The 24,649-nt window shown below is 71.3% G+C and carries 21 protein-coding genes; 16 read left to right on the forward strand and 5 right to left on the reverse strand.

Annotated elements, in window-relative coordinates:
• Positions 1–19: 19 nt before the first annotated feature.
• From LUM46_RS12715 to LUM46_RS12725, 3 genes are all read right to left on the reverse strand, one after another.
• Entirely contained in the window at positions 20–778 is a 759-nt protein-coding gene (locus tag LUM46_RS12715) for a methyltransferase domain-containing protein (protein WP_274994349.1), read from the reverse strand.
• A 168-nt stretch (positions 779–946) separates the two neighbouring features.
• Positions 947–2,392 carry a family 43 glycosylhydrolase gene (locus LUM46_RS12720; protein WP_274994351.1) on the reverse strand — a complete coding sequence of 482 codons (1,446 nt, stop codon included), beginning with the start codon at positions 2,390–2,392 and terminating at the stop codon, positions 947–949.
• A 431-nt stretch (positions 2,393–2,823) separates the two neighbouring features.
• Positions 2,824–3,807 carry a quinone oxidoreductase family protein gene (locus LUM46_RS12725; protein WP_274994353.1) on the reverse strand — a complete coding sequence of 328 codons (984 nt, stop codon included), beginning with the start codon at positions 3,805–3,807 and terminating at the stop codon, positions 2,824–2,826.
• A gap of 81 nt (positions 3,808–3,888) precedes the next feature.
• Between LUM46_RS12725 and argC the strand changes: the two genes are divergently transcribed.
• From argC to LUM46_RS12785, 12 genes are all read left to right on the forward strand, one after another.
• On the forward strand, positions 3,889–4,971 hold the full coding sequence (gene argC, locus LUM46_RS12730) for an N-acetyl-gamma-glutamyl-phosphate reductase (protein ID WP_274994354.1): 1,083 nt from the start codon (positions 3,889–3,891) through the stop codon (positions 4,969–4,971).
• Positions 4,968–6,164, forward strand: coding sequence for a bifunctional glutamate N-acetyltransferase/amino-acid acetyltransferase ArgJ (argJ, locus tag LUM46_RS12735; RefSeq protein ID WP_274994355.1), 1,197 nt, complete (start codon positions 4,968–4,970; stop codon positions 6,162–6,164). The genes argC and argJ overlap by 4 nt, the downstream gene beginning before the upstream one ends.
• Positions 6,161–7,075 (forward strand): acetylglutamate kinase, encoded by a 915-nt coding sequence (gene argB / locus LUM46_RS12740; protein WP_274994356.1) that lies wholly within the window; start codon positions 6,161–6,163, stop codon positions 7,073–7,075. The genes argJ and argB overlap by 4 nt, the downstream gene beginning before the upstream one ends.
• On the forward strand, positions 7,072–8,385 hold the full coding sequence (locus LUM46_RS12745; RefSeq protein ID WP_274994357.1) for an acetylornithine transaminase: 1,314 nt from the start codon (positions 7,072–7,074) through the stop codon (positions 8,383–8,385). The genes argB and LUM46_RS12745 overlap by 4 nt, the downstream gene beginning before the upstream one ends.
• Positions 8,382–9,329, forward strand: a complete 948-nt coding sequence (gene argF / locus LUM46_RS12750) for an ornithine carbamoyltransferase (RefSeq protein ID WP_274994358.1) — start codon at positions 8,382–8,384, stop codon at positions 9,327–9,329. Before LUM46_RS12745 ends, argF begins: the two co-directional genes overlap by 4 nt.
• Entirely contained in the window at positions 9,329–9,838 is a 510-nt protein-coding gene (locus LUM46_RS12755) for an arginine repressor (RefSeq protein WP_274994359.1), read from the forward strand. Before argF ends, LUM46_RS12755 begins: the two co-directional genes overlap by 1 nt.
• A 50-nt stretch (positions 9,839–9,888) precedes the next feature.
• On the forward strand, positions 9,889–11,118 hold the full coding sequence (locus tag LUM46_RS12760; RefSeq protein ID WP_274994360.1) for an argininosuccinate synthase: 1,230 nt from the start codon (positions 9,889–9,891) through the stop codon (positions 11,116–11,118).
• 65 nt (positions 11,119–11,183) lie between these two features.
• On the forward strand, positions 11,184–12,611 hold the full coding sequence (argH, locus tag LUM46_RS12765; protein WP_274994393.1) for an argininosuccinate lyase: 1,428 nt from the start codon (positions 11,184–11,186) through the stop codon (positions 12,609–12,611).
• A gap of 105 nt (positions 12,612–12,716) precedes the next feature.
• Positions 12,717–13,277, forward strand: coding sequence for a uridine kinase family protein (locus tag LUM46_RS12770; protein WP_274994361.1), 561 nt, complete (start codon positions 12,717–12,719; stop codon positions 13,275–13,277).
• 73 nt (positions 13,278–13,350) lie between these two features.
• The gene (locus LUM46_RS12775; RefSeq protein WP_274994363.1) at positions 13,351–13,713 is read left to right on the forward strand and encodes a PadR family transcriptional regulator; all 363 of its coding nucleotides are present in this window, start codon (positions 13,351–13,353) and stop codon (positions 13,711–13,713) included.
• Positions 13,713–15,059, forward strand: coding sequence for a permease prefix domain 1-containing protein (locus LUM46_RS12780; RefSeq protein ID WP_274994364.1), 1,347 nt, complete (start codon positions 13,713–13,715; stop codon positions 15,057–15,059). The genes LUM46_RS12775 and LUM46_RS12780 overlap by 1 nt, the downstream gene beginning before the upstream one ends.
• Positions 15,060–15,081: 22 nt before the next feature.
• Positions 15,082–15,795, forward strand: a complete 714-nt coding sequence (locus tag LUM46_RS12785) for a DNA-3-methyladenine glycosylase (RefSeq protein WP_274994366.1) — start codon at positions 15,082–15,084, stop codon at positions 15,793–15,795.
• Positions 15,796–15,866: 71 nt separating this feature from the next.
• On the opposite strand, the gene LUM46_RS12790 is transcribed toward LUM46_RS12785, so the two are convergent.
• Together LUM46_RS12790 and LUM46_RS12795 are read right to left on the reverse strand one after the other, a co-directional pair.
• Complete coding sequence (locus LUM46_RS12790; protein WP_274994368.1) at positions 15,867–16,844, reverse strand: ATP-grasp domain-containing protein; 978 nt, start codon at positions 16,842–16,844, stop codon at positions 15,867–15,869.
• Between the two features lie 166 nt (positions 16,845–17,010).
• Positions 17,011–18,399 (reverse strand): MFS transporter, encoded by a 1,389-nt coding sequence (locus LUM46_RS12795; protein ID WP_274994371.1) that lies wholly within the window; start codon positions 18,397–18,399, stop codon positions 17,011–17,013.
• 129 nt (positions 18,400–18,528) lie between these two features.
• Here LUM46_RS12795 and LUM46_RS12800 point away from each other — a divergent pair, with 129 nt between their 5' ends.
• From LUM46_RS12800 to glmS, 4 genes are all read left to right on the forward strand, one after another.
• Positions 18,529–20,211, forward strand: a complete 1,683-nt coding sequence (locus LUM46_RS12800) for a PP2C family protein-serine/threonine phosphatase (protein WP_274994373.1) — start codon at positions 18,529–18,531, stop codon at positions 20,209–20,211.
• 165 nt (positions 20,212–20,376) lie between these two features.
• The gene (tyrS, locus tag LUM46_RS12805; RefSeq protein ID WP_274994394.1) at positions 20,377–21,636 is read left to right on the forward strand and encodes a tyrosine--tRNA ligase; all 1,260 of its coding nucleotides are present in this window, start codon (positions 20,377–20,379) and stop codon (positions 21,634–21,636) included.
• Between the two features lie 155 nt (positions 21,637–21,791).
• Positions 21,792–22,055 (forward strand): hypothetical protein, encoded by a 264-nt coding sequence (locus LUM46_RS12810; RefSeq protein ID WP_274994374.1) that lies wholly within the window; start codon positions 21,792–21,794, stop codon positions 22,053–22,055.
• 38 nt (positions 22,056–22,093) lie between these two features.
• Positions 22,094–23,917 (forward strand): glutamine--fructose-6-phosphate transaminase (isomerizing), encoded by a 1,824-nt coding sequence (gene glmS / locus LUM46_RS12815; protein ID WP_274994376.1) that lies wholly within the window; start codon positions 22,094–22,096, stop codon positions 23,915–23,917.
• The last annotated feature ends 732 nt before the right edge of the window (positions 23,918–24,649 follow it).

Consider the following 24,649-nt stretch of genomic DNA (forward strand, 5'->3'; position numbering starts at 1 on the left):
CTCGCCCGGAGCTCAGGGATCAGGCCCGGGTCGTCACCGCGAAAACCCTACGGAACGCCAGCGGCGTGCCGTAGGCATGCTCCGGGTAGGCCTCGCGCAGCGCCGCGCCGAGCTCCTCCTCGAACCGGGCGCGCAGAGCCGGGTCCTTGGCCTCCAGCGCCTGCAGAGTGGGCTGCGCGCCGGTGGCCGAGATCCAGCGCAGCACGGGATCCGGCCCGTGCAGCAGGTGCGTGTAGGTGGTCTCCCACGCGTCGACCGTCCAGCCCGGCCGGGCGAGGCGGTCCAGATATTCGGCGGGGTCGGCGGTGGCCCGCCGTTCGACCGGTCCGACGACGTCGGCGAACGGCTCCCGTGCGGCGACCTCGCGCAGCAGGACGTGGCTGGGCGCGTCGTGGTTTCCCGGAACCTGGAAGGCGAACGACTGCGCCGCCCGGTCGGCGAGCGCCGTCAGCAGCTCGCGATGCCCGGGCACCCACTGGAGTGCGGCGTTGCTGAGGACGAGGTCGGCGGTGTGGTCGTCGGTGCTGAGGTCGGCCAGCACGTACTCGGTGCCGGGATCGGCGGCGCGTGCGCGCTCGATCATGGCGGGGGAGGCATCGACGCCGGTCACCTGAGCGCCGGGCCAGCGAGCGCGGAGCACCGCCGTCAGGTGCCCGGGGCCGCACCCGAGGTCGACGATCGTCGCGGGCGTCCCGGGAACCCGGGCGACCAGCTCGGTGAACGGGCGGGACCGCTCGTCCGTGTACTGCAGGTACGCGCCAGGATTCCAGTCCGCCACCGTCAACTCCTCGCCGTCGAGTATCTTGATATCAAGATACATGACTGGGGCCGGTCGGGGGACGAAGTCGTGCCGCCGCCCAGCGATTGCGCCCGGAACGTTGAGGCGTCGGGCGCAATCGCTGGGCTGCGGCGTCCGCGGAGATCGGGGCGGCTCGGCTGGTCGTGCCTAGGCGACCTCGATGTAGTCGACCTCCGTGAACGCCGTTCCCTTGCCGAGGCGGATCGTGTTCCAGCCCGCCTGGAGAGTCACGTCCTTCGTCGCCTGCCGCCAGGTGTCCCAGCCGGTCACCGGATAGCTGATCGACCCGGCGGCCGCCCCGTTCACCGTGACCGTGTGCGAAGCGGTCCCGGCCGAGCCGTTGGCGTAGCCGACGTGCAGCGAGTAGCTGCCGGTGGTGGGTACGTAGATCGAGCCGACGTCGACGAAGCTGTCGGCGTGGTCGATGTATGCGACGACCTTGCCGTCCGAGGCCCCCGCGGCGTTCTCGCGGACGGAGCAGTTGTTCAGCGTGCCGCGCTCGGCCTCGTAGCGGACGCGGCTGCCCCGCACCACGGGGTACCCGTCGGCCCAGCCGAGGTCGGCGACGTACATGCCGCGACCACCCGCGGCGCGGTGCCCGTGGAAGACGAGCTTGTCGCCCCCGGCGTCGCGCAGCACGTCGGCGCCGCCGGGCCCGCCCACCGCGCCGTCGAGCGAGTCGGTGGTCATCAGGAAGCGGAACGCCTTGGTGTAGGGCCCGGTGATCGAGCTCGACACCGCATAGCTCGTGCCGTACTGGTTGGTCGTGTACGGGCCGGCCGAGTAGAACAGCACGTACCGGCCGCCGACCTTGGTGATGACCGGCGCCTCGATGATGCCCGCCTCGTCGGCCCGGTCGTTGCGCAGCACCTGGGTGGCACCGCCCTGGAAGGTGATGCCGTCCGCCGCGACCCGCTGCACGTGGATCCAGGTCGTCGCGCCGATGGCGTTGCCGTCGTTCTTCCAGACCAGGTACCGCGTCCCGTCGGTGTCGACGAAGCTGGACGCGTCGATCGCGCCGCCCGCGTCCAGCGGGCAGACGAGCGGCTGCGTGCCGACCGGTGCGAACGGGCCGCCGGGGGAGTCGGAGAGAGCGGCGCCGATGCACTGCCGGTCGGACGCCGCGTGCCAGGCCGTGTAGTAGAGCAGGTAGCGGCCGTCTGACCGCCGGGAGACGTCGGGCGCCCAGGTGCGCCCCTCCTTCGCCCACGCGCCGAGGTCTGGCAGCGCGTCGGTCGACCGGTAGGTCCACGGGCCGTCGGGGTCGGGCGCGGTGGCCCAGGGCAGGTTCTTCCCCTCGTTCGTCGCGTACGCGTAGTAGGTGTCCCCGAACTTCGACACGTCAGGGTCGGGGAAGTCGCGGTCGAGCACGAGGCTCGGACGCACGGTCGCCTGGGCGGCGACGTCGTCGCCCGCTGCGGCGGCGACATCGGACGACGCCGCGGCGCCGGCGGCGGGTGTGGCGGCGGGTGTGGCGGCAGGGCTGGGCGCGGCTGCGGGTGTGGCGGCGGCGGAGCCGGTCGTGAGGAGCCCGAGTGTCAGAGCGGCGACAGCCGGACCGGCGACAAGGGCGCGGGAGAAGGCACGAGACATGCGGGGAAGTACCACGTTGAACCTCCGGGCGAGAGAAAACTCGACGGGTGAATTGTCGCCACCGGGCTGCTCTGTGTAAAGAGCGTGGTCCAAGAGTTGTGCCGCCCGCGCGCCTCCCGATCTAACGTTGGACCGCTGACGCTGTGCTGGGTGCTGGGTGCTGGGTGCTGGGTGCTGGGTGCTGGGGGAGCGGGTGCCGGTGCGGTCTGCGTCGAGATCGGTCATTTGCTTGAGATCGGTCCATTGCTTCGAGATCGGTCCTTCAATGGACCGATCTCGAAGCAAGTGACCGATCTCGGTTCTGGCGGTGCAGCAAGTGACCGATCTCGGTTCTGGCGGTGCAGCAAGTGACCGATCTCGGTACTGCCGGCGCTGCAACGGACCGCCCTCACCGTCACCAGCCCACCACCCGAGCACCCTCACCGCGACCGTCAGGGAACGAGCAGCACCTTGCCCGTGGTGTCCCGGCCCTCCAGCGCCGCGTGCGCCGCTCCGGCGTCGGCCAGCGGGAGCGTGGACCCGATGTGGACGTCCAGGTCACCCGACGCGGCGGCACCCAGCACCTCGGACGTGCGCCACTCCAGCTCGTCGCGAGTCAGCGCGTAGTGCGCGATGGTCGGCCGGGTGAGGAACAGGGAGCCGGCCTTGTTGAGGCGCTGCGGGTCGAAGGGCGGAACCTGCCCCGACGCTCCGCCGAACAGCACGAGCATCCCGCGCGGACGCAGGGAGGCGAGCGAGGCCTCGAAGGTGGCCCGGCCCACGCCGTCGTACACGACGTGCACGCCCTGGCCGTCGGTGAGCTCGCGCACGCGGGCCGGAAGCTCGGTCGTGAGGTCGTCCATCGCCGCGTAGTCGATGGTGTGCGCGGCGCCCGCCGACGCCGACAGCTCTGCCTTCTCCGCCGTCGAGACCGTGGTGATGACCTGCCCGCCGCGCGCGACGGCGAGCTGGGTGGCCAGCAGGCCGACGCCGCCGGCGCCCGCGGTCAGCAGGACGTCGTGTCCCGGGCCCACCTCGAACGTGGACCGTACGAGGTAGTGCGCGGTGATGCCCTGCAGGGGCAGCGCGGCGGCGGTGGTGAGGTCGAGCCCGTCGGGTACCGGCACGACGCCCGCGGCGTCCACGGCCACGAGCTCCGCGTAGGAGCCGTGCCCGTCGTGCCAGGCCACGCGGTCTCCGACCGCGAATCCCATGACGTCGTCGCCGAGCGCCTCCACGGTGCCGGCGCCCTCCACGCCCACCACGTGGGGGTACTCCATGGGATAGACGCCGGAGCGTCGATAGGTGTCGATGAAGTTCACGCCGGCTGCTGCGACGCGGACCAGGAGCTGCCCCCGGCTCGGCGTCGGGTTGGGGAGCTCTGTGTAGGACAGGACCTCGGGGCCGCCCGCCTCACGGGCTACGACTGCGTGCATGCACCGAGCCTATGTCGCAGGGTGAGAAGGGCGTCGAGCACCGGGTTTCGCCGGACTGCATAATTATGTACACTGCGGAATATGTCCAGCAGCCAGCTCATCCGAGTCGCCGTCGCCGGCGCGTCCGGTTATGCGGGCGGGGAGGCTCTGCGCCTCCTGGCGGCCCATCCCTTCGTGGAGATCGGCACGCTCACCGCGCACTCGAACGCAGGGTCGAGCCTCGGGGAGGTCCAGCCGCACCTGCGCGGACTCGCGCACCGCATCCTCGAGCCCACCACGCCGGAGACGCTCCAGGGACACGATGTCGTCCTGCTCGGTCTGCCGCACGGGGCGTCCGGCCAGGTCGCGGCGCAGCTTCCGGACGACGTCCTCGTCATCGACCTCGGCGCCGACCACCGGCTGGAGTCCGCGAGCGACTGGGAGCAGTTCTACGGGTCCACGCACGCGGGGACCTGGCCCTACGGCCTGCCCGAGCTGATCCATGCCGCGACACCCGGCGTCGACCTCACGACCGCCGCCCGGCAGCGCGACAAGCTGGCCGGCGCGCGCCGCATCGCGGTGCCCGGCTGCAACGTCACGGCGGTCACCCTGGGCCTGCAGCCCGGCGTCGCGGCGGGCGTGGTGGAACCGACCGACCTCGTGGCGGTGCTGGCCAACGGGTACTCCGGCGCGGGCAAGGCGCTCAAGCCGCACCTTCTGGCGAGCGAGGCGCTCGGCTCCGCGCAGCCGTACGCCGTGGGCGGCACGCACCGGCACATCCCGGAGATCCAGCAGAACCTGCGGGCCGCCGGGGCGCCCAAGGTGACCATCAGCTTCACGCCCACCCTCGTGCCGATGGCCCGGGGCATCCTCGCGACGGCGACCGCCCCGCTGGCCAAGGGCGTCGACCCCGAGCAGGTCCGCGCCGCGTGGGAGACCGCGTACGCCGACGAGCCGTTCGTGCACCTGCTCCCCGAGGGCCAGTGGCCGAGCACCGCGATGACGCTGGGCGCCAACACGGCATGCGTGCAGGTCGCGGTCGACGCCGCGGCCCGCCGGGTCGTCACCATCACCGCCCTCGACAACCTGGTCAAGGGCACGGCGGGCGCCGCGATCCAGTCCATGAACCTCGCCCTGGGCCTGCGGGAGACCGCCGGCCTCATCACCGAAGGAGTCGCACCATGACCGACCCCGCAGCGGGCGTCACCGCGGCACAAGGGTTCCGGGCGGCCGGGGTCACCGCCGGCCTCAAGGCGTCCGGCACACCGGACCTGGCACTCGTCGTCAACGACGGCCCCGAGCACACCGCCGCCGCGGTGTTCACGAGCAACCGCGTGGTCGGTGCGCCCGTGATGTGGTCGCGCCAGGCGGTCAAGGACGGCGTCGCCCGTGCGGTCGTGCTCAACTCCGGCGGCGCCAACGTGTGCACCGGCCCGGGCGGGTTCCAGGACGCGCACGCCACCGCCGAGAAGGTCGCCGACGAGCTCGGGATCGGTGCCATCGACGTGCTCGTCGCCTCCACCGGCCTGATCGGCGTGCGGCTGGCCGCGGACAAGCTGCTGGCCGGTATCCCCGTCGCGGTCGGCGAGCTCTCGGCCGACGACGCCGCGGGCCAGGCTGCCGCCACCGCGATCATGACCACCGACACGGTGGCCAAGACGGCGGTCCGCACCGTCGAGACGCCGTCGGGCAGCTTCACCGTCGGCGGCATGGCCAAGGGTGCCGGCATGCTCGCGCCCGCCCTCGCGACGATGCTGTGCGTGGTGACCACGGACGCCGTCGTCGACGCCGGGGACGCCGACGCCGCCCTGCGGGCCGCGACCCGGGTCACCTTCGACCGTGTCGACTCCGACGGCGCCATGTCCACCTCGGACACCGTGGTGCTGATGGCCTCGGGCGCCACTGGCGTGACGCCGGATCTCGACACGCTCACCGAGGCGGTCACGGCGATCTGCGCCGACCTGGCCCGCCAGCTCGTCGCCGACGCCGAGGGCGCGTCCCACGACATCGCCATCACCGTCACGAACGCCACCACCGAGGACGCGGCGCTCGCCGTCGCCCGCGCCGTGAGCCGGTCCAACCTCGTCAAGGCGGCGGTCTTCGGCAACGACCCCAACTGGGGCCGCATCCTGTCCCAGGTCGGCACCGTGCCGGAGGAGGTCGCTCCGTTCGACCCGGCCGAGCTCGACGTGAGCGTCAACGGCGTGCTCGTGTGCAAGGCGGGCGGCGCCCACGAGCCGCCGGAGAAGGTCGACATGGCCGCGGCGCGGGACGTCACGTTCACCATCGACCTGCACGCGGGCGACGCCGAGATCACCCTCTGGACCAACGACCTCACGCACGACTACGTCCACGAGAACAGCGCGTACAGCTCATGAGCAGCGACATCGTCAACGGGTTGCGGCCCGACCAGAAAGCAGAGGTCCTCATCGAGGCCCTGCCCTGGCTGCGGGAGTTCTCCGGCGCCCTCGTCGTCGTCAAGTACGGCGGCAACGCGATGCTCGACGCCGGGCTCAAGGCGGCCTTCGCCCAGGACATGGTGTTCCTGCGGCAGGTGGGGCTGCGCCCCGTCGTCGTGCACGGCGGGGGACCGCAGATCAACGCCATGCTCGACCGCCTCGGCATCGCGTCCGAGTTCAAGGGCGGCCTGCGCGTCACCACGCCCGAGGCCATGGAAGTGGTCCGCATGGTCCTGACCGGCCAGGTCAGCCGCGAGCTGGTCGGCCTGATCAACGCGCACGGCCCGGTCGCCGTCGGTCTGTCCGGCGAGGACGGTGGGCTGCTCGGCGCCGAGCGCCGCCACGCCGTCGTGGACGGCGAGCCCGTCGACGTCGGGCTCGTGGGCGACGTCGTCCAGGTGGACCCGCGCGCCGTGGAGGACCTGCTGCAGGCCGGCCGCATCCCCGTGGTGTCCACGATCGCACCCGACAAGGACGACCCCACCCAGGTGCTGAACGTCAATGCGGACACCGCGGCGTCGGCGCTCGCGGTGGCCCTGGGCGCCAAGAAGCTCATCGTGCTGACGGACGTCGAAGGGCTGTACACGTCGTGGCCCGACCGGGGCTCGCTGGTGGAGCGGATCACGGCGCCCGAGCTGTCCGAGCTGCTGCCCAGCCTGGAGTCCGGGATGGTCCCGAAGATGGAGGCCTGCCTGCGCGCGGTCGAGGGCGGCGTGGCCGCCGCGACGGTCATCGACGGACGCCAGCCGCACAGCGTGCTGCTGGAGGTCTTCACCACGCGGGGCAACGGGACGATGGTCGTCCCGGCCAAGGAAGGTCTCACACCATGAGCACGGTCATCCCCCAGGACGCCTCCGCCCTGTCCGCGCACGGCTCGGTCGCCGCGTGGACCGAGCGGTACACGGGTGCGGTGATGGACACGTTCGGCCCGCCGCAGCGCGTGCTGGTGCGTGGTGAGGGCGCCTACGTGTGGGACGCGGACGGCAAGCGGTACCTCGACCTGCTCGGCGGTATCGCGGTGAACTCGCTGGGCCACGCCCACCCGACCCTCACCGCGGCGATCAGCGCCCAGCTCGGCACGCTCGGGCACGTCTCGAACTTCTTCGGCACCCCCGCCCAGATCGCGCTCGCCGAGACGCTGCTGCGTGCGGCCGAGGCACCGGAGGGGTCGCGGGTGTTCCTGACCAACTCGGGCACCGAGGCGGTCGAGGCGGCGTTCAAGATGACGCGCCGGGTCGCGTCGTCGTCCGGGTTGGGGACCCGTACGCGGGTGCTCGCGCTGGAGGGCGGCTTCCACGGCCGGTCGATGGGCGCGCTCGCGCTGACCGCGAAGGCCGCCTACCGGGACCCGTTCGAGCCGCTGCCCGGCGGTGTCGAGCACCTGCCGTTCGGCGACCTCGCCGCCCTGGACGCCGCGTTCTCGCCGCAGGCGATCGCCGAGCGTGGCGAGGTGGCGGCCCTGGTCGTCGAGCCCGTGCAGGGGGAGGCCGGCGTGCGGTCCCTGCCGCCGGGCTACCTCGTGGCCGCCCGCCGGCTCACCACCACGCACGGCGCGCTGCTCGTGCTGGACGAGGTCCAGACCGGCATGGGCCGGTGCGGTTCCTGGTTCGCCTACCAGCAGGCGGAGATCGGCGGGGGCATCGTGCCCGACGTCGTCACCGTCGCGAAGGGCCTCGGCGGCGGGTTCCCCGTGGGCGCGGTCATTGCGTACGGCGCCGCTGCGAACCTGCTGGGACGTGGGCAGCACGGCAGCACGTTCGGCGGCAACCCCGTGGCTGCCGCGGCGGCGCTGACGACCATCGGCGTGATCGAGCGCGACGGCCTGCTGGCCAACGTGCGGGAGGTTGGGGCACTGCTGCGCCAGGAGATCGAGATGTGCGGCAGCCCGCTCGTGAAGGAGGTCCGCGGGCGTGGTCTGCTGCTCGCGATCGTGCTCCACGAACCCGTGGCGCCGCAGGTGGCCAGGACGGCGCTGGAGGCCGGGTTCATCGTGAACGCCGTGGCCCCCGACACGATCCGGCTCGCGCCGCCCCTGATCCTGACCGCGGAGCAGGCGATGGACGCCGCCCGCTTCTTCGCGACCCTGGTGGTCGAGCCCGTCGAGACCCTTGCCGACCAGTCCGAGGAGGACGACGCATGACCCGCCACTTCCTGCGCGACGACGACCTCACGCCCGCCGAGCAGAGGGCCGTCCTGGAGCTCGGTCTCGCCCTGCGCGACGACCGGTACCTGAGCTTGTCGAAGGACGGCCGCCGCCCGCTGGAGGGGCCGCGCGCTGTCGCGTTCATCACGGACAAGCCGACGCTGCGTACCCAGGTCTCGTTCGCGGCAGGCATCGCCGAGCTCGGCGGTTTCCCGCTCGTCGTGGACGGCAACCTCGCCAGGATCGGAGTGCGCGAGTCGATCGCGGACACCACCCGGGTGCTCGACCGGCAGGTCTCCGCGATCGCGTGGCGCACGTTCGGGCAGGAGCGCATCGAGGAGATGGCCGCCGTCTCGCGGGTCCCGGTCATCAACGCCCTGACCGACGACTTCCACCCGTGCCAGATCCTCGCCGACCTGCTCACGGTGGCGCAGCACCGCGGGCTCGACGCGCTCCCGGGCACCACGTTCGCCTATGTGGGCGACGCCGCCAACAACATGGCGAACTCGTACCTGCTGGGCGGCGCCACCGCGGGTCTGCACGTGCGGGTGGCCGGCCCCGAGGGCTTCCTGCCCGACGGCGCGATGGTCGCCCGGGCACGCGAGATCGCCGGTGAGACGGGCGGCTCGGTGACCGTGACGACGTCGGCCAAGGAGGCGGTCGAGGGCGCCGACGTCGTGGCGACCGACACCTGGGTGTCGATGGGCGACGAGGCGCAGGCCGAGGAGCGGGCCAAGCCGTTCTGGGACTACCAGCTGAACGCGGAGCTGCTCGCGAGCGCGGCCCCGGACGCGCTCGTGCTGCACTGCCTGCCCGCCTACCGCGGCAAGGAGATCACCGCCGACGTGATCGACGGCCCGCAGTCCGTGGTCTGGGACGAGGCCGAGAACCGCCTGCACGCGCAGAAGGCGCTGCTGGCCTGGCTGCTGGAGCAGGGCTGATGGTCACGCGGCAGACGGCGACCACCGCCACCACGAAGGCTGCCCGGCACGCCCGCATCATCGAGATCGTGCTGCGCAACGCCATCCACTCGCAGGCGGAGCTGGCCGACGCGCTGGCGGCCGACGGCGTGAGCGTCACGCAGGGCACGCTCTCGCGTGATCTCATCGAGCTGCAGGCCGAGAAGGTGCGCGGCTCGGACGGCACGCTCGTCTACGCGGTTCCCGGTGAGGGCGGGGACCGCAGCGCGCAGTCGGACGCGAGCGAGGAGTACCTGTCCGCACGGCTGACCAGGCTCGCCAAGGAGCTGCTGGTCTCCGCGGAGTCGTCGGGCAACCTCGTGGTGCTCCGCACACCACCGGGGGCAGCGAACCTGCTGGCCTCGGCGATCGACCACTCAGTGTTTCCGGGGATGCTCGGCACCATCGCGGGCGACGACACGATCCTCGTCATCGCGCGGGACGCCGACGGCGCCGCGCTGGCGGGACGCTTCCTCGCGCTCAGCACCTGAGAACACACCACAATCGCACTGACACCACCACCGGAAAGAGATCGTCAATCATGACTGAACGCGTCGTGCTCGCCTACTCGGGCGGCCTGGACACCTCCGTCGCCATCGGCTGGATCGCCGAGGCCACCGGGGCCGAGGTGGTCGCCGTGGCCGTCGACGTCGGCCAGGGCGGCGAGGACATGAACGTCATCCGCAAGCGCGCGCTGGACTGCGGCGCCGTCGAGGCGTACATCGCCGACGCGCGCGACGAGTTCGCCACGGAGTACTGCATGCCCGCGCTGCGGGCCAACGGCATGTACCTCGACCGCTACCCGCTGGTCTCCGCCATCTCCCGGCCGGTCATCGTGAAGCACATGGTGGCCGCGGCCCGCCAGTTCGGCGCCTCGACCGTGGCGCACGGCTGCACCGGCAAGGGCAACGACCAGGTCCGCTTCGAGGTGGCCACCACCTCGCTCGCGCCCGACCTGAGGTCGATCGCCCCCGTGCGCGACCTCGCACTGACCCGCGAGAAGGCCATCGACTACGCGGAGAAGCACGACCTGCCGATCGCGACGACGAAGAAGAACCCCTTCTCCATCGACCAGAACGTGTGGGGCCGCGCCGTCGAGACGGGCTTCCTCGAGGACATCTGGAACGAGCCCACCAAGGACGTCTACTCCTACACCGACGACCCGACGTTCCCGCCGGTGGCGGACGAGGTCATCATCACCTTCGAGCAGGGTGTGCCCGTGGCGATCGACGGCGTCGCCGTCACCCCGCTGCAGGCGATCCAGGAGATGAACCGCCGCGCCGGCGCGCAGGGGGTCGGCCGCATCGACATCGTCGAGGACCGGCTCGTGGGCATCAAGTCCCGCGAGGTCTACGAGGCGCCCGGTGCGATCGCGCTGATCGCCGCGCACCAGGAGCTGGAGAACGTGACGGTCGAGCGCGAGCAGGCGCGCTTCAAGCGGCAGGTGGAGCAGCGCTGGAGCGAGCTCGTGTACGACGGCATGTGGTTCTCGCCGCTGAAGAAGTCGCTCGACGTCTTCATCGACGACACCCAGAAGTACGTCTCCGGCGAGATCCGCATGGTGCTGCACGGCGGCCGGGCCACCGTGACCGGGCGCCGCTCGGAGCAGTCGCTGTACGACTTCAACCTCGCGACCTACGACGAGGGTGACGCGTTCGACCAGTCGCAGGCCCGCGGGTTCATCGAGATCTACGGCCTCACGGCGAAGCTCGCCGCCGCGCGTGACGAGAAGTTCGGCAACGGCGTGGACCTGGGGGTCGGGGCACTGTGACGGAGAACGACGGCACGGGTCACGACGGCGCAGGGAAGGACGTCGCGCAGCCGGCGTCCGGCACCGTGGGCGCGCACTCCGGCGAGAAGGTGGCCCTCTGGGGCGGCCGGTTCGCCGGCGGGCCCGCGCCGGAGCTGGCCGCGCTCTCCCAGTCGACGCACTTCGACTGGAAGCTCGCGCCCTACGACGTCGCCGGCTCGAAGGCGCACGCCCGCGTCCTGGCGGGTGCGGGCCTGCTCACCGAGCCCGAGCTCGCCCGGATGATCGACGCCCTGGACATGCTGGAGCAGGACGTCGCCTCGGGTGCGTTCCTCCCGGTGCTCGACGACGAGGACGTGCACACCGCCCTCGAGCGCGGCCTGCTGGAGCGTGCGGGGGACGAGCTGGGCGGCAAGCTCCGCGCCGGCCGCTCCCGCAACGACCAGATCGCCACGCTGGTGCGGCTCTACCTGCGCGACCAGGCACGGGTCATCGCCGCGCAGGTGCTGGACCTGGTGGACGAGCTGATCGCCCAGGCGGACGCCGCGGGTGACGCCCCCATGCCGGGCCGCACGCACCTGCAGCACGCCCAGCCCGTGCTGCTGGCGCACCACCTGCTCGCGCACGCCTGGCCGCTGCTGCGCGACGTCGACCGCTTCCTCGACTGGGACGTGCGCGCCTCGAAGTCGCCCTACGGCTCCGGCGCGCTCGCGGGCTCGTCCCTCGGCCTGGACCCGGCGGCGGTGGCCGCCGACCTGGGCCTGGAGGGTGGCCCCGTCGAGAACTCGATCGACGGCACCGCATCGCGCGACGTGGCGGCGGAGTTCGCGTTCGTCGCGGCGATGATCGCCGTCGACCTGTCGCGGATCGCGGAGGAGGTCATCCTCTGGAACACGAAGGAGTTCGGGTTCGTCCGTCTGGACGACGCGTACTCGACGGGCTCGTCGATCATGCCGCAGAAGAAGAACCCGGACATCGCCGAGCTCGCCCGGGGCAAGGCCGGCCGGGTGATCGGCGACCTCGTGGGGCTGCTGACCACGCTCAAGGGCCTCCCGCTCGCGTACAACCGCGACCTGCAGGAGGACAAGGAGCCCGTGTTCGACCAGGTGGCGACGCTCACCACGGTGCTGCCCGCGTTCTCGGGCATGGTGCGGACGATGGTCTTCGACACGGACCGCATGGCGGAGCTCGCCCCGCAGGGCTTCTCGCTCGCCACCGACATCGCCGAGTGGCTCGTCCGGCAGGGCGTCCCGTTCCGGGTCGCCCACGAGGTCGCGGGCACGTGCGTGCAGCAGTGCGAGGCGCGCGGTATCGAGCTCTGGGACCTGTCCGACGAGGACCTCGCCGCGATCTCGGTGCACCTCACGCCCGAGGTGCGCGGCGTGCTGTCCGTCGAGGGCTCGCTCGCCTCGCGCGACGCGGTAGGGGGCACCGCCCCCGCCCGGGTCCGGGAGCAGATCGAGTCGGCCAAGGAGCGCTCGACGGAATACCGGTTCTGGGCCCAGCCGGAGTAGTCCCGTCCCGCTTCGCCGCCCGCCCAGGGTTTGTGCCCGGAACCCACGCGGGTTCTGGGCACAAACCCTGGGTGGGCGGATCAACTCGGAAGGGAGAGCGCGCCGATGAGTGTGTCACCCTCGGTTCTCGGCACCCTGCTGGACCGGATCCGGACCTCCGGCGCGCGGCTCGTGTGCGTCGACGGGCCCGCAGGCTCGGGCAAGACGACCCTGGCCGCCCAGCTGGCCGACGCGCTGGAAGCGCCCGTGGTGCACATGGACGACCTCTACGAGGGCTGGGCCGGCGGCCCTGATGCCGGCGCGGCGAACCTGCGCCGGTGGGTCCTGGAGCCGCTGGCGGCGGGGGAGCCCGTCCGGTACCGCCGGTACGACTGGGTGGTGGACGACTGGGCCGAGTGGCACGACGTCCCGCCGTCGGCTCACCTGGTGGTGGAGGGCTGCGGCGCGGCCGCACGCCAGGTGGACATGCTCGGCGCGTTCCGCGTCTGGGTGGAGGCCGACGACGCCGAACGGCTGCGGCGCGGTCTGCAACGCGACGGCAGGGAAGCGCGCGACCACTGGCTGCGCTGGATGGTGGACGAGTCGGCCCACTATGCGCGCGAGGCCACACGGCAGCGCGCTGACCTGCGGCTCGACGGGTTCGGTGAGCCTGTCGACGAGGCGTAGATCCAATACATAGATCTGCTAGGCCTAGGTCTGCTAGGGTTCCAACCCTAGAAGACCTAGGCATAGGAGTGCTATGCACATCGACAAGGATCTGGTGGCCGCCTCGGCCACCCCGCTCGTCCTCGGCATCCTGGCCGACGGCGAGTCGTACGGCTACGCGATCGTCAAGCGCGTCAACGAGCTCTCCGGCGGCCGCATGCAGTGGACCGACGGGATGCTCTACCCCCTGCTGCACCGGCTGGAGCGGCTCGGGTACGTGGAGGCGAGCTGGGGCACGTCCGAGGCCGGACGCCGCCGCAAGCACTACGCGATCACGCAGGCCGGCCGGGAGACCCTCGCTGACCGGCAGCAGCAGTGGTCGGTGGTCGCCGACGCCCTGAAGCAGGTGTGGCAGGACGTCCAGCGCCCGCCCGCCGTCGTCGAAGGGTGGGCATGATGAGCACCAACCCCCAGCTCGAAGCACAGATCGACCAGTGGCGCGGCTACGTCCAGCGCCGTCGGGCCATCTCGGCGAGCGACATCGAGGAGATGGAGGACCACCTGCGCGAGCAGGTGACCGATCTGACCCGCACCGGGCTCGACGACGACGAGGCCTTCCTGGTCTCGGTCAAGCGCATGGGCAACCTCGACGAGGTGTCCCGCGAGTTCGCCCGCGAGCACTCCGACCGGCTGTGGAAGCAGCTCGTCCTCGTCCCCGAACCGTCCGACGGCGGCGCGCGGTCCTGGCGTGAGCTCGGCGTCGTCCTGTCGCTGGCCGTCGGCGCGGGGATCGCGGTCAAGACCGGCGTCGAGCTGTTCGGCGACGAGACGGTGGTGATGCGCAACATCGGGCTGCTCGTGCTCCCGTTCCTCGCCGGCTACTTCGTCTGGAAGCGCAAGCTCACCTGGCGGGTCGGCGCGGCGCTCCTGGTGCCGTTCGCCCTGCTCGCGGTGGTGCTGAACGTCTACCCGTTCGACCCGGACGGCTCGACCCTGTTCCTCGCCGCCAGCCACTCGATCGTCGCCCTGTGGGCCCTGGTCTCGGTCGTGTACGCGGGCGGCCGGTGGCGGTCGGACGCACGCCGCATGGACTACGTGCGCTTCACCGGCGAGCTCGCGATCTACTTCGTGCTGATCGCGCTCGGTGGGGGAGTGCTGATCGGGCTCACGCTCGGCACCCTCGGGCTGGTCGGCGTCGACTTCGAACCGGTCCTCGAGTCCTGGATCCTGCCGTTCTGCGTGCCCGGCGCCCTCATCGTCGCGGCCTGGCTGGTCGAGGCCAAGCAGAACGTCGTCGAGAACATCGCGCCGGTCCTGACCCGCGTCTTCACGCCGCTGACCATCGTGATGCTGCTGGTCTTCCTCGGCGTCTTCGCGACGACCGGCGGCCTGCTCGACGTCGACCGCGAGCTCCTCATCCTCATGGACATGGTGCTCGTGCTGGTCCTGTGCCTCCTGCTCTACTCGATCTCCGCCCGCGACTCGCTCGCGCCTCCCGGGCTGTTCGACGTGCTGCAGCTCGTGCTCGTGGTCGCGGCGCTCGCCGTCGACGCGGTCACCCTGAGCGCCATGCTGACCCGCATCGCCGAGTTCGGGTTCAGCGCCAACAAGGCGGCGGCCCTGGGGCTGAACCTGGTGCTGCTGGTGCACCTGGCCTGGTCGGCCTGGCTGTCCGTCGGGTTCCTGCGGGGCAAGCACCCGTTCGACCCGATCGAGCGGTGGCAGACCCGGTACCTGCCCGCGTACGCCGGGTGGGCGCTGGTGGTCGTCGTGATCTTCCCGCCAGTCTTCGCGTTCGCGTAGCGGGTCCGTGCATGATCGGGGCATGAGCTCTCCCGACGGCGCCCCCAGCAGTGTCTCCGGCGGTGTACCCGGCAGCGTTCCCGGCAGTGTTCCCGGTAGGGACTGGTACGCGCGGCCAGTTCTCGACGTCGCCCGGGACCTGCTGGGGGCCACGCTCACCCGGCGCACCGCCGACGGCGTCGTCTCCCTGCACCTCACCGAGGTCGAGGCGTACGACGGCGCCACCGACCCGGGCTCGCACGCCTATCGCGGCCGCACCCGGCGCAACGCGACGATGTTCGGCGAGCCCGGTCGGCTGTACGTGTACCGCCACCTGGGCCTGCACCACTGCGTCAACGTCGTGTGCGGTCCGGACGGGGAGGCGTCGGCGGTGCTGCTGCGGGCCGGGGAGGTGGTCGGCGGCGCCGACCTGGCCCGCTCGCGCCGCCTCGCCTCCGGCGTCGCCCGGACCGACCGCGACCTCGCACGCGGCCCGGCCCGCCTGGCGGTCGCCCTGGGCCTCGACCTGTCCGACGACGGTGCCGACGTCACGGCACCCGACGGTGCCGTGGTGCTCGGCCGCCCGCTGGCCGAGTCGCGCCCGCTGGCCGATCCTGTCGAGGCCCCCGTCGTCCGGACCGGCCCACGAGTCGGCGTGAGTGGCGACGGAGGCCGTGCCGACCTCTTCCCCTGGCGCCTCTGGCTGGACGGAGAACCGACGGTCTCGGTCTATCGAGCAGCTCCGGTGCGCACCTGATCGGTCGGACGCGTTCCGCGGTCGATGAGTTCGGTCGGTCGGCGACCGCGCGCGCCGTCGGAACCGGACCGTCAGACCGGGTACGTCTCCTGCAGCACGCGGGCCAGGTGCCGCACGATCTCGCGCGGGCCCGACCGCGCGGTGTTCTGCTCGACGTCGCTGTTGTAGTTCGTGTTGGTGTTCACGTCGTACGTCAGGACGCGGCCGTCGGCAGTGCGGATGTTCTCGATGCCGGCGATCTCGATGCCGTGCCGCTTCGTGAACTCGAGGTACCTGGCCACCACCGGGTCGTCGTAGCCCTCGCGCTCGGAGAACAGGCCCCACTCCTCGTCGGGTGCCATGGAGATGGTCGCGCCGACCGGCGGGATCGGACGGCCGGTCTCCGGGTCGATGGCGCAGGCGTCGGCCGGGCAGAGCTGGAACCCGCCGCGCTCGGTGTCGCCGCGTACGGCGTAGATCATCTCGCCGCCCACGATCTCCACGCGGGTGATGCCGCCGTCGGCCGCGACGACGTACTCCTGGATCAGGGTGATGCCGTCCACGGGCTCCTCGTACTCGTCGGACCCGACGTAGTCGGCGAGGTCGTCGAACGAGTCGAACTTGCGCACCCCGAGGCCCTTGCCGCCCTGGTTGTGCTTGGTGACGAACGGGGTGGGGAATCCCTGCGCGGCCTTCAGCACCTGGTCCCGGCCGACGGCGGCCACCGTGCGCGGCGTGTCGATCCCGGCGGCGCGCAGCGCCGTGAGCTGGTCCACCTTGCTGACCTCGAGCTCGAGCACGCGACGGCCGTTGACCGTCCGGCGGCCGTACGCCTCCAGCCAGGACAGCACCGCGCGCGAGTAGTCCTTGGTGAGGCCGTGATCGCGCGTGTGGCTGCTCGCCGAGATGCGGGACCAGAAGATGCCCTCGGGCGGTGCCTCGTCGAGGTCGAGCACACCGTCGGTCAGCAGCCACTCCTCGTACTCGACACCCTCGGCCGCGAACGCCTCGGCGAAGGGCGGGAACCACTCGGGGTTCTCGTGCAGGGCATAGATCTTGGGAGTGCTCACAGGGACCTTCCGAAACGCACGGCTGCCGTAGGGAACACATCAATACTGGCACGCGGTCCGCGCTGATCGGCTGTGTCCTGCGGCACACGAGCGGCGGGCGGTGCCGGACCGTGGAAACCGCCTCGGCGGGTCCTCCGGGTCCGGCGCCGCCCGCGTGCTGCTCGGGCTACCGGCTGTCGGATCCTGGTGCCGCGGCGGCGTCGACCGGCTCGCCGACGGTCTCGGCGACCGTGTCGCCGATCGGACCACCGGCCGCGCCACCGTCCGTCCCGGTCGCCGTCGGTTCAGCGGCCTCGCCGGCCGTCTCCCCGTCCGGCTCCGGCGCCGTGTCGACCTGTGCGAGGGAGCGCCGCGCCGCCGGCAGCGCCAGGATCGCAGCCAGCACGACGACCAGGAGGAGGCCCGCGAGGACCAGGAGCGACTGCACGGAGTACCGGTCCGCCAGCGGCCCGAACACGACCATGGACAGCGGCATCGCCACCGTCATGACGATCCCGACGAAGCCGAACACCCGGCCCTGCATCTCCGGTTCGACCCGCTCCTGGATGATCGTGAACGCCGGGGTGTTGAGCGCCGAGAACATGATGCCGATCAGCAGACCGAGGCTGAAGAAGACCCACATGTTCGTGGACACGCCCAGGCCGGCGACCAGCACACCCGTCAGGAGCACGGAGCCGACCATGAGGCGCACGCGGCGCTTGATCCGCGGTCCGAAGCTGGCCATGAGCAGCCCGCCGAGCAGCATGCCGCCGCCCCAGAACAGCTCGTTGGCGGTCAGCTTCCACACCTCGTCGCCGAACGTGCGCGTGACCATCAGCGGCGTCAGGTAGCTCGGCGCCCCGACGAGGAACATGACCAGTGCGAACAGTGCGACCAGCCACTTCACGGGGGCGTTCGAGCCGATGTACCGCACGCCCGCCACGAGGTCACCGAAGTAGCTGACCGGCCCGTCCTGGGCGTCGGACCGGACGAGCCGCGGCACGGTGACCATCGCGAGCATGCCCACGCCGATCAGGGCGGTCGCGGCGTCGACGAAGAACACCGCGACGATGTCGAAGGACGCGTAGACCACCGCGGCGAGGGCCGGCGCGAGCAGCATCATCCCGGACTGGATGGACTGGAACATGCCGTTGACGCGCATCAGCTGATCGGCCGGCGTGATCTGCGGGATCATCGCGCCCACCGCCGGCGTCTGGATGCCGGCGAACACGGAGCGGACGGCGAGCGCCAGGTAGATGACCCACAGGTCGTCGACGCCGCTGAGCATGAGCAGCGCCAGACCGAGGGTCACGACGGCGATCGTCGTGTCGGCGCCCATGATCAGGAGCTTGCGCGAGTGCCGGTCGGCCCACACGCCGCCGAAGATCGACATGAACGCCTGCGGCAGCATGCCGAACACGATGCTCATCATGAGCACCGAGCCGGACCGGGTCTCGATGGTCAGGTGCCACATGACCGCGAACATCACGAGCATCGACCCGAGAAGGGAGACGGTCTGCCCGGTCAGGAACAGCGCGACGTTCCGCTTCCAGTGGGGCATGTCGATGTCGCTCATGGCTCCAGCCTGCCTGGCGAGGTTGCGGATCGCTGAGGCTTTTTCGTCTCCATGCGATACCTGACGGCGGAGCGTCCACGAAATCATCGGTGTGTCGGTCGACGACCGTGCTGTCGTTAACATTCGCTCGTGAAAGCTGAATGGTTCGAGGAGGCGACGGCACTCAGCGCCGTCGGCCGCGAGGCCCGGGCGGTGGCGTGGGACGCCACACCGCTGGGTCCGCCGAGCTCGTGGCCGGAGTCGCTGCGGCATGCCGTGCGGCTCTGCTTCTCGACACGATTCCCGGTGATGATGGTCTGGGGCCCGGACCTGACGCTGATCTACAACGACGGCTACCGGGAGATGCTCGGCACCGACAAGCATCCCGGCGCGCAGGGTGCGCCTGCACGGGTGGTCTGGGCCGAGATTTGGGACGACATCGGCCCCCTCTTCGACACCGTGCTCACGACGGGGCAGCCGACGCTGAGCAGGGACATGTTCCTGCTCATGAACCGGTCCGGCTACGCCGAGGAGACCTACTTCACCTTCTCCTACAGCCCGTTGTCGGACGACGACGGTCGCATCGTGGGTCTGCTGGACATCGCGACCGAGACGACGCACGAGGTCGTGGACCACCGGCGTCTGGCGACGCTCGGCGAGGTGCACGGGGCCCTGCCGACGACGTTCACCGACCTGCGGAGCTTCGCCCTGCCCGTGCTGGAGGCGCTGTCCCGGAGCGCGGACATCACCCGTGCGGCCGTCTACGACGCGAGCGGCCGTCGGGTGGTGCTGGATGCCGGGGCCGCCCCGGAGCCGGACGAGCGGGACCTCGTGGCCCGCGCGCTCCGGTCCGGGCTCCTGGAGGTCGTCCCCGGCATGGTGGTCAAGCCCGTGCGTTCGGGTGAAGGGGACGGCATCCTCGCCGTCCTCGTCCTGCGTGGGGCCGCCGTCAGACCGTGGGACGCCGCCTACGTGCGGTTCATGGTGGTTCTCTCGAAGACGATCGGCGCCGCGCTGCGTGACGTCGTCCGGCGTCGGGCCCACGAGGACGCGCTCCGGCTCCGGGCGGCTCGCTCGGAGGAGGCACGGAGCAGGGCGACCGAGGTCTCGCTGGCGCTCCAGCGGGCCGTGCTGACCGAGCCGCCGCAGCTCGACGAGCTGCAGGTGGTCGTGCACTACCAGCCGGCCGCGGTGGAGCGGGACATCGGCGGCGACTGGTACGACGCGTTCGCCACCCGGGACGGTGCCACGACTCTCGTGATCGGCGACGTGATCGGCCACGACCTCGGCGCAGCGGTGATGATGGGCCAGCTCCGAGCCCTCGTGCGGGCCATCGGGTACGACAGCCAGGACACACCCGCGCGGGTGCTGGAACGGGTCGACGCCGCGATCGACGGCCTCGCGCTGGGGAACAAGGCGACCGCCACCGCGCTCGTGGCGCGCATCGAGCAGACCCCCGACCAGCGTCGGGAACGGATCCGGACGGTCCGGTGGTCCAGTGCGGGCCACCCGCCGCCGATCCTGGTCCGGGCCGACGGCAGGAGCGAGATCCTGCGAGTCCGCAACGACCTGCTGCTCGGGATGGATCCGGGGGCGCCTCGGCGGGACCACACGGTCGAGATCGGCCCCGGCGACACGCTGGTGCTGTACACCGACGGGCTGGTCGAGACGCGGGACAGCGGCCTGCGCACCCGCCTCGACCAGCTCGCTGCGGTCCTTGAGGGGACCCACCGCGCGGACCTGGACTCCGTCGTCGAGACAGCCCTGTCCGGCATGCTCTCTGCGACAGCCGACGACGACGTCGCGATCGTGATGGTGCGGGCCAACCCCTAGCTGGGCACCGCCGGCGCCGAGGGCGACAGGGCACGCCGGGACGACGGGACCGGGCCGGACGATGGTGAGGCGGACACCGCCGTCGGGCAGACTATGGCCGTGGGCGATCCCGCCCGCCGCGCTGCCCGCCCGGGCGGCGTGCTGCCCGAGCAAGGAGCAACCACGGTGACCGACATCCTCGACGAGCTGCAATGGCGAGGCCTGGTGGCACAGTCCACCGACGAGGCCGCGCTGCGTTCTGCACTGTCGGAGGGCACCGTGGACTATTACGTGGGCTTCGACCCCACGGCGCCGTCCCTGCACATCGGCAACCTGGTCCAGATCCTGACCGCGCGCCGGCTGCAGGACGCCGGGCACCGCCCCACCGCACTGGTCGGCGGCGCGACCGGGCTCATCGGCGACCCCAAGATGGCCGGTGAGCGCACGCTCAACGACCCCGAGGTCGTCGCCGGATGGGTGGAGCGGATCCGCAGCCAGATCGAGCCGCTGCTGACCTGGGACGGGCCGAACGCGGCCAAGATGGTGAACAACCTCGACTGGACCTCAGGCCTGTCGGCGATCGCGTTCCTGCGCGACATCGGCAAGCACTTCCGGATGAGCACCATGCTGGCCAAGGACACGGTGGCGCGGCGGCTGGGCTCCGACGAGGGCATCAGCTTCACCGAGTTCAGCTACCAGGTGCTGCAGGGCATGGACTTCCTCGAGCTGTACCGCCGGCACGGGGTGACCATGCAGACGGGCGGCAACGACCAGTGGGGCAACCTGCTGGCCGGGGTCGAGCTGGTCCGCAAGGCGGAGGGGGTGAGCGCGCACGCGCTCACGACACCGCTGATCACCAAGGCGGACGGCACCAAGTTCGGCAAGACGGAGGGCGGCGCCGTCTGGCTCGACCCGGACATGACCAGCCCGTACGCGTTCTACCAGTTCTGGCTCAACCAGGCCGACGCCGATGTCGTGAACTACCTCAAGGTCTTCACGTTCCGGTCGCGCGACGAGATCGCGGAGCTCGAGCGCGAGGTGGCCGAGCGCCCCTTCGCGCGCGAGGCCCAGAAGGCGCTCGCGGGCGACGTCACCACCCTGGTGCACGGCGCCGGTGCGACGGAGGCGGTCATCGCGGCGAGCCAGGCGCTGTTCGGCCGCGGTTCGCTCGAGGACCTCGACGCCCGCACGCTCGACGGTGCGGTGTCCGAGCTGCCGCGCGTGACGGCCAAGGCCGGTGACCTGATCGTCGACCTGCTCGCGGGCTCGGGGATCGTCTCGTCCAAGGGTGAGGCGCGCCGTGCGGTCAAGGAGGGCGGTGCGTACGTGAACAACGTCAAGGTCACCGTCGAGGACCAGGCCCTGACGACGGAGGACCTGCTGCACGGCAAGCACGCCGTGCTCCGTCGGGGCAAGAAGACCCTGGCGGTCGCGACGTCGGAGTGACGTCCTCCGACCGGGGGTGCCGGTAGAGCGACGGCGGTCGCTCGCTGACAAGCGGGCGGCCGCCGTTCGTCTGCCCGGACACTGTTGCGTCTGTTCTTGCCCGATTCCGGGCAAGAAATTGCTCTTGGTGATCTGGATGGGCCAGGCTCCTCGGCATGAGGACGTCTTCCGACCTCGTCGCCCACGTGGCGGCGACCACAGGACTCACGCCTGCCGAGGCGGCGAGGGTGATCGGCGACGTCGTCGCGTACTACGCCACGCCGGTCGAGGACGTCGTCCGACGCCGGCATGCCGAGCTGAGGACCCACGGCGCCAAGAACCCCGAGATCTTCGCGCGCATCGCCGCCGAGCTCGAGCACCGCGTCGTCGCGGCACCGCGGTTCAGCGAGCGACAGCTGCGCCGGATGATCTACGGCTGAGCCGGCTCGGCCGAACACCCTCCCGAAGGAGCAACAGCATGTGCGGAATCGTTGGTTACGTCGGCGGCCAGAGTGCGGCCCCGCTGCTCGTCGAGGCGCTCGGGCGGCTGGAGCACCGGGGGTACGACTCGGCGGGTGTCGCCGTGGTCGGATCCAGGACGCGGGTGGCCAAGCGGGCAGGGCGGGTCCGCGACCTCGCCGAGGTCCTGCCCAAGCGCATGTCCGGCCAGGTGGGGATTGGCCACACCCGCTGGGCGACCCACGGCCCCGCGACCGACGTCAACGCTCATCCGCACACCGACGAGAGCGGGGCGGTGGCGGTGGTGCACAACGGCATCGTCGACAACGCCGCCGCGCTCCGCGCACGCCTCGCCGACCAGGGCGTGACGCTCGCGAGCGACACCGACTCCGAGGTATTCGCGCATCTCGTCGCGCTGTCTGGCGCGGACACGCTGGAGGGCAAGGTCGTCGACGCCCTGGACGCCGTGGAGGGCACCTACGGCCTGGCCGTGGTGCACGCCGACTTCCCGGACCGGGTGGTCGTGGCCAGGAACGGGAGCCCGCTGCTGGTCGGGGTCGGGGACAAGGAGATGTTCGTGGCCTCCGACCTGGCGGCGCTCGTGCGCCACACGACGACGGTGGCGCACCTGACCGACGGGGAGCTGGCGACCGTCACGGCGTCGGGCTTCACGACGTTCCGCCGTGACCTGACCCGGACGCAGACCACGGCGCGCGAGGTCGACGTCGACCCCAGCGCCTACGAGCACGGGCTGGTCGACGGCCGTCCGCGCATGTACACGGAGATGCTCGAGCAGCCGGCCAGCGTGGAGCGTGCGCTGCGCGGGCGGCTCGACGAGCGGTTCGCCACGGCCCACCTGGGCGGGCTCGAGATGGACGCCCGTGAGCTGCGCGCCGTCCGACGGGTCAAGATCCTGGGCTGCGGCTCCGCGTACTACGTGGGCCAGATGGGGGCGTCGCTCATCGAGGAGCTCGCCCGCATCCCCGCCGACGCCGAGGCCGCCAGCGAGTTCCGGTATCGCAGCCCGGTGATCGAGCCGGACACCCTGTACGTGGCGGTGAGCCAGTCGGGCGAGACCATCGACACGCTCCTGGCCGTGGAGGAGATCCGCCGCAAGGGAGGCCGGGTCATCGGCCTCGTCAACGTGGTCGGGTCCGCGATCGCCCGCGCCTGTGACGGGGGGATCTACCTCCACGCGGGGCCCGAGATCGCCGTCGCCTCCACGAAGGCGCTCACCACCATGAACGCGTGCTTCGCCCTGCTCGCGCTGCAGCTCGGGCGTGTGCGGGACCTGTCCGTCGCGGACGGACGCCGGCTGGTGGCCGGCCTGCAGAACCTGCCGGCCCAGATCGAGCAGGTGCTCGAGGGTGAGGAACGGATCGCGCAGGCGGCCGAGGCGCTCGCGACGGCGGAGAGCCTGTTCTTCGTGGGCCGGGTGCGCGGGTACCCGGTCGCGCGCGAGGGCGCGCAGAAGTTCAAGGAGATCAGCTACCGGCACGCCGAGGCGTACCAGATGTCGGAGCTCAAGCACGGGCCTCTCGCGCTCATCTCGCCCGAGGTGCCGACCGTCGCCATCGTGCCCGACGACGAGCTGACCGACCGCAACGTGGCGGCACTGCACGAGATCGCCGCCCGCGGCGGCCCGCTGGTCGTCGTGACGCACCCCGGTGTCGACCTGGGGGAGCTGCGCGCCGAGCGGATCGACGTGCCCCGGAACGAGCGGGAGCTCGACCCCTTGCTCCTCACGGTGCCGCTGCAGCTGCTGGCGTACCACGCGGCCCTGACCCTCGGGCACGACGTCGACAAGCCGCGGAACCTGGCGAAGTCCGTCACCGTGGAGTGACGGCGGTCCCGCCGTGGCATGCCTGGCGCGGCGGGCCGTGTGCCGCGGGCCGTGTGCTGCGGCGCGACCAGGGTGGGCGCACGGATTAGTCGGGGCCCCGCGCGATGGCGTCCCCGGGCCGATCTCTGGTGGCTTCTGGCCCGGCGTGGGGCCACTGGACGAGCCGATTTGGCGGGACGGCCGGTCGCTGTGTACTGTTCCGGTTGTTCGCCCGGCAGGGAGGCACGGACAGGAAGCGCGAGCAGCGCAACTGGCCGGTCCCGGGGTGGAAACCAACCCAGATCTCGTAGTAGCCTTGTGCGCTCCGGAACTGGGCGGGGGCTTGTCGGATCGCCTCCCCAGACTCGGATCCTGAACAGGATCCTTGCGGCGGGGAACGTGATAGGGTAAGTTACACAGGTTGCCTCCGAACGGCAGATCGAGCGGCTAGCGCCGCGAACTGCTGGGAGGCGTCCCTACCTCGCCAGATCGTCGAAGCTAACGCTTCGTACGGTGGCTAAAATGGGTGCCGGAATTCATTCGGACAGTCGAAGAATTCCCTCGGCCAGCAGGCCGGCGGGGATTTGGAAAAGTCCGAAAGAGCCTGGTAAGTTAGAGGAACTGCCCCGGACAGGGAAGCGATCGGAAAGATTGCGACTCTGACGGTGTGCGTCGGTTGTTTGAGAACTCAACAGTGTGCTTGATAGTCAATGCCAAAGTTTTAACCCTTGTCGGGTGTGGCTTCGCTGACCG

The organism is Promicromonospora iranensis, assembly GCF_028994805.1.
Taxonomy (GTDB): Bacteria; Actinomycetota; Actinomycetes; order Actinomycetales; family Cellulomonadaceae; genus Promicromonospora; species Promicromonospora iranensis.

Excerpts from the sequence above, each read along its gene's own strand:
- LUM46_RS12770 (WP_274994361.1), top strand. The coding sequence starts at position 12,717 with ATGAGTGTGTCACCCTCGGTTCTCGGCACCCTGCTGGACCGGATCCGG.
- LUM46_RS12755 (WP_274994359.1), top strand. The coding sequence starts at position 9,329 with ATGGTCACGCGGCAGACGGCGACCACCGCCACCACGAAGGCTGCCCGG.
- LUM46_RS12745 (WP_274994357.1), top strand. The coding sequence starts at position 7,072 with ATGAGCACGGTCATCCCCCAGGACGCCTCCGCCCTGTCCGCGCACGGC.
- LUM46_RS12810 (WP_274994374.1), top strand. The coding sequence starts at position 21,792 with ATGAGGACGTCTTCCGACCTCGTCGCCCACGTGGCGGCGACCACAGGA.
- argF (WP_274994358.1), top strand. The coding sequence starts at position 8,382 with ATGACCCGCCACTTCCTGCGCGACGACGACCTCACGCCCGCCGAGCAG.
- LUM46_RS12725 (WP_274994353.1), bottom strand. The coding sequence starts at position 3,807 with ATGCACGCAGTCGTAGCCCGTGAGGCGGGCGGCCCCGAGGTCCTGTCC.
- argJ (WP_274994355.1), top strand. The coding sequence starts at position 4,968 with ATGACCGACCCCGCAGCGGGCGTCACCGCGGCACAAGGGTTCCGGGCG.
- LUM46_RS12795 (WP_274994371.1), bottom strand. The coding sequence starts at position 18,399 with ATGAGCGACATCGACATGCCCCACTGGAAGCGGAACGTCGCGCTGTTC.
- glmS (WP_274994376.1), top strand. The coding sequence starts at position 22,094 with ATGTGCGGAATCGTTGGTTACGTCGGCGGCCAGAGTGCGGCCCCGCTG.
- LUM46_RS12720 (WP_274994351.1), bottom strand. The coding sequence starts at position 2,392 with ATGTCTCGTGCCTTCTCCCGCGCCCTTGTCGCCGGTCCGGCTGTCGCC.
- argC (WP_274994354.1), top strand. The coding sequence starts at position 3,889 with ATGTCCAGCAGCCAGCTCATCCGAGTCGCCGTCGCCGGCGCGTCCGGT.
- LUM46_RS12760 (WP_274994360.1), top strand. The coding sequence starts at position 9,889 with ATGACTGAACGCGTCGTGCTCGCCTACTCGGGCGGCCTGGACACCTCC.
- argB (WP_274994356.1), top strand. The coding sequence starts at position 6,161 with ATGAGCAGCGACATCGTCAACGGGTTGCGGCCCGACCAGAAAGCAGAG.
- LUM46_RS12775 (WP_274994363.1), top strand. The coding sequence starts at position 13,351 with ATGCACATCGACAAGGATCTGGTGGCCGCCTCGGCCACCCCGCTCGTC.
- LUM46_RS12785 (WP_274994366.1), top strand. The coding sequence starts at position 15,082 with ATGAGCTCTCCCGACGGCGCCCCCAGCAGTGTCTCCGGCGGTGTACCC.
- LUM46_RS12780 (WP_274994364.1), top strand. The coding sequence starts at position 13,713 with ATGAGCACCAACCCCCAGCTCGAAGCACAGATCGACCAGTGGCGCGGC.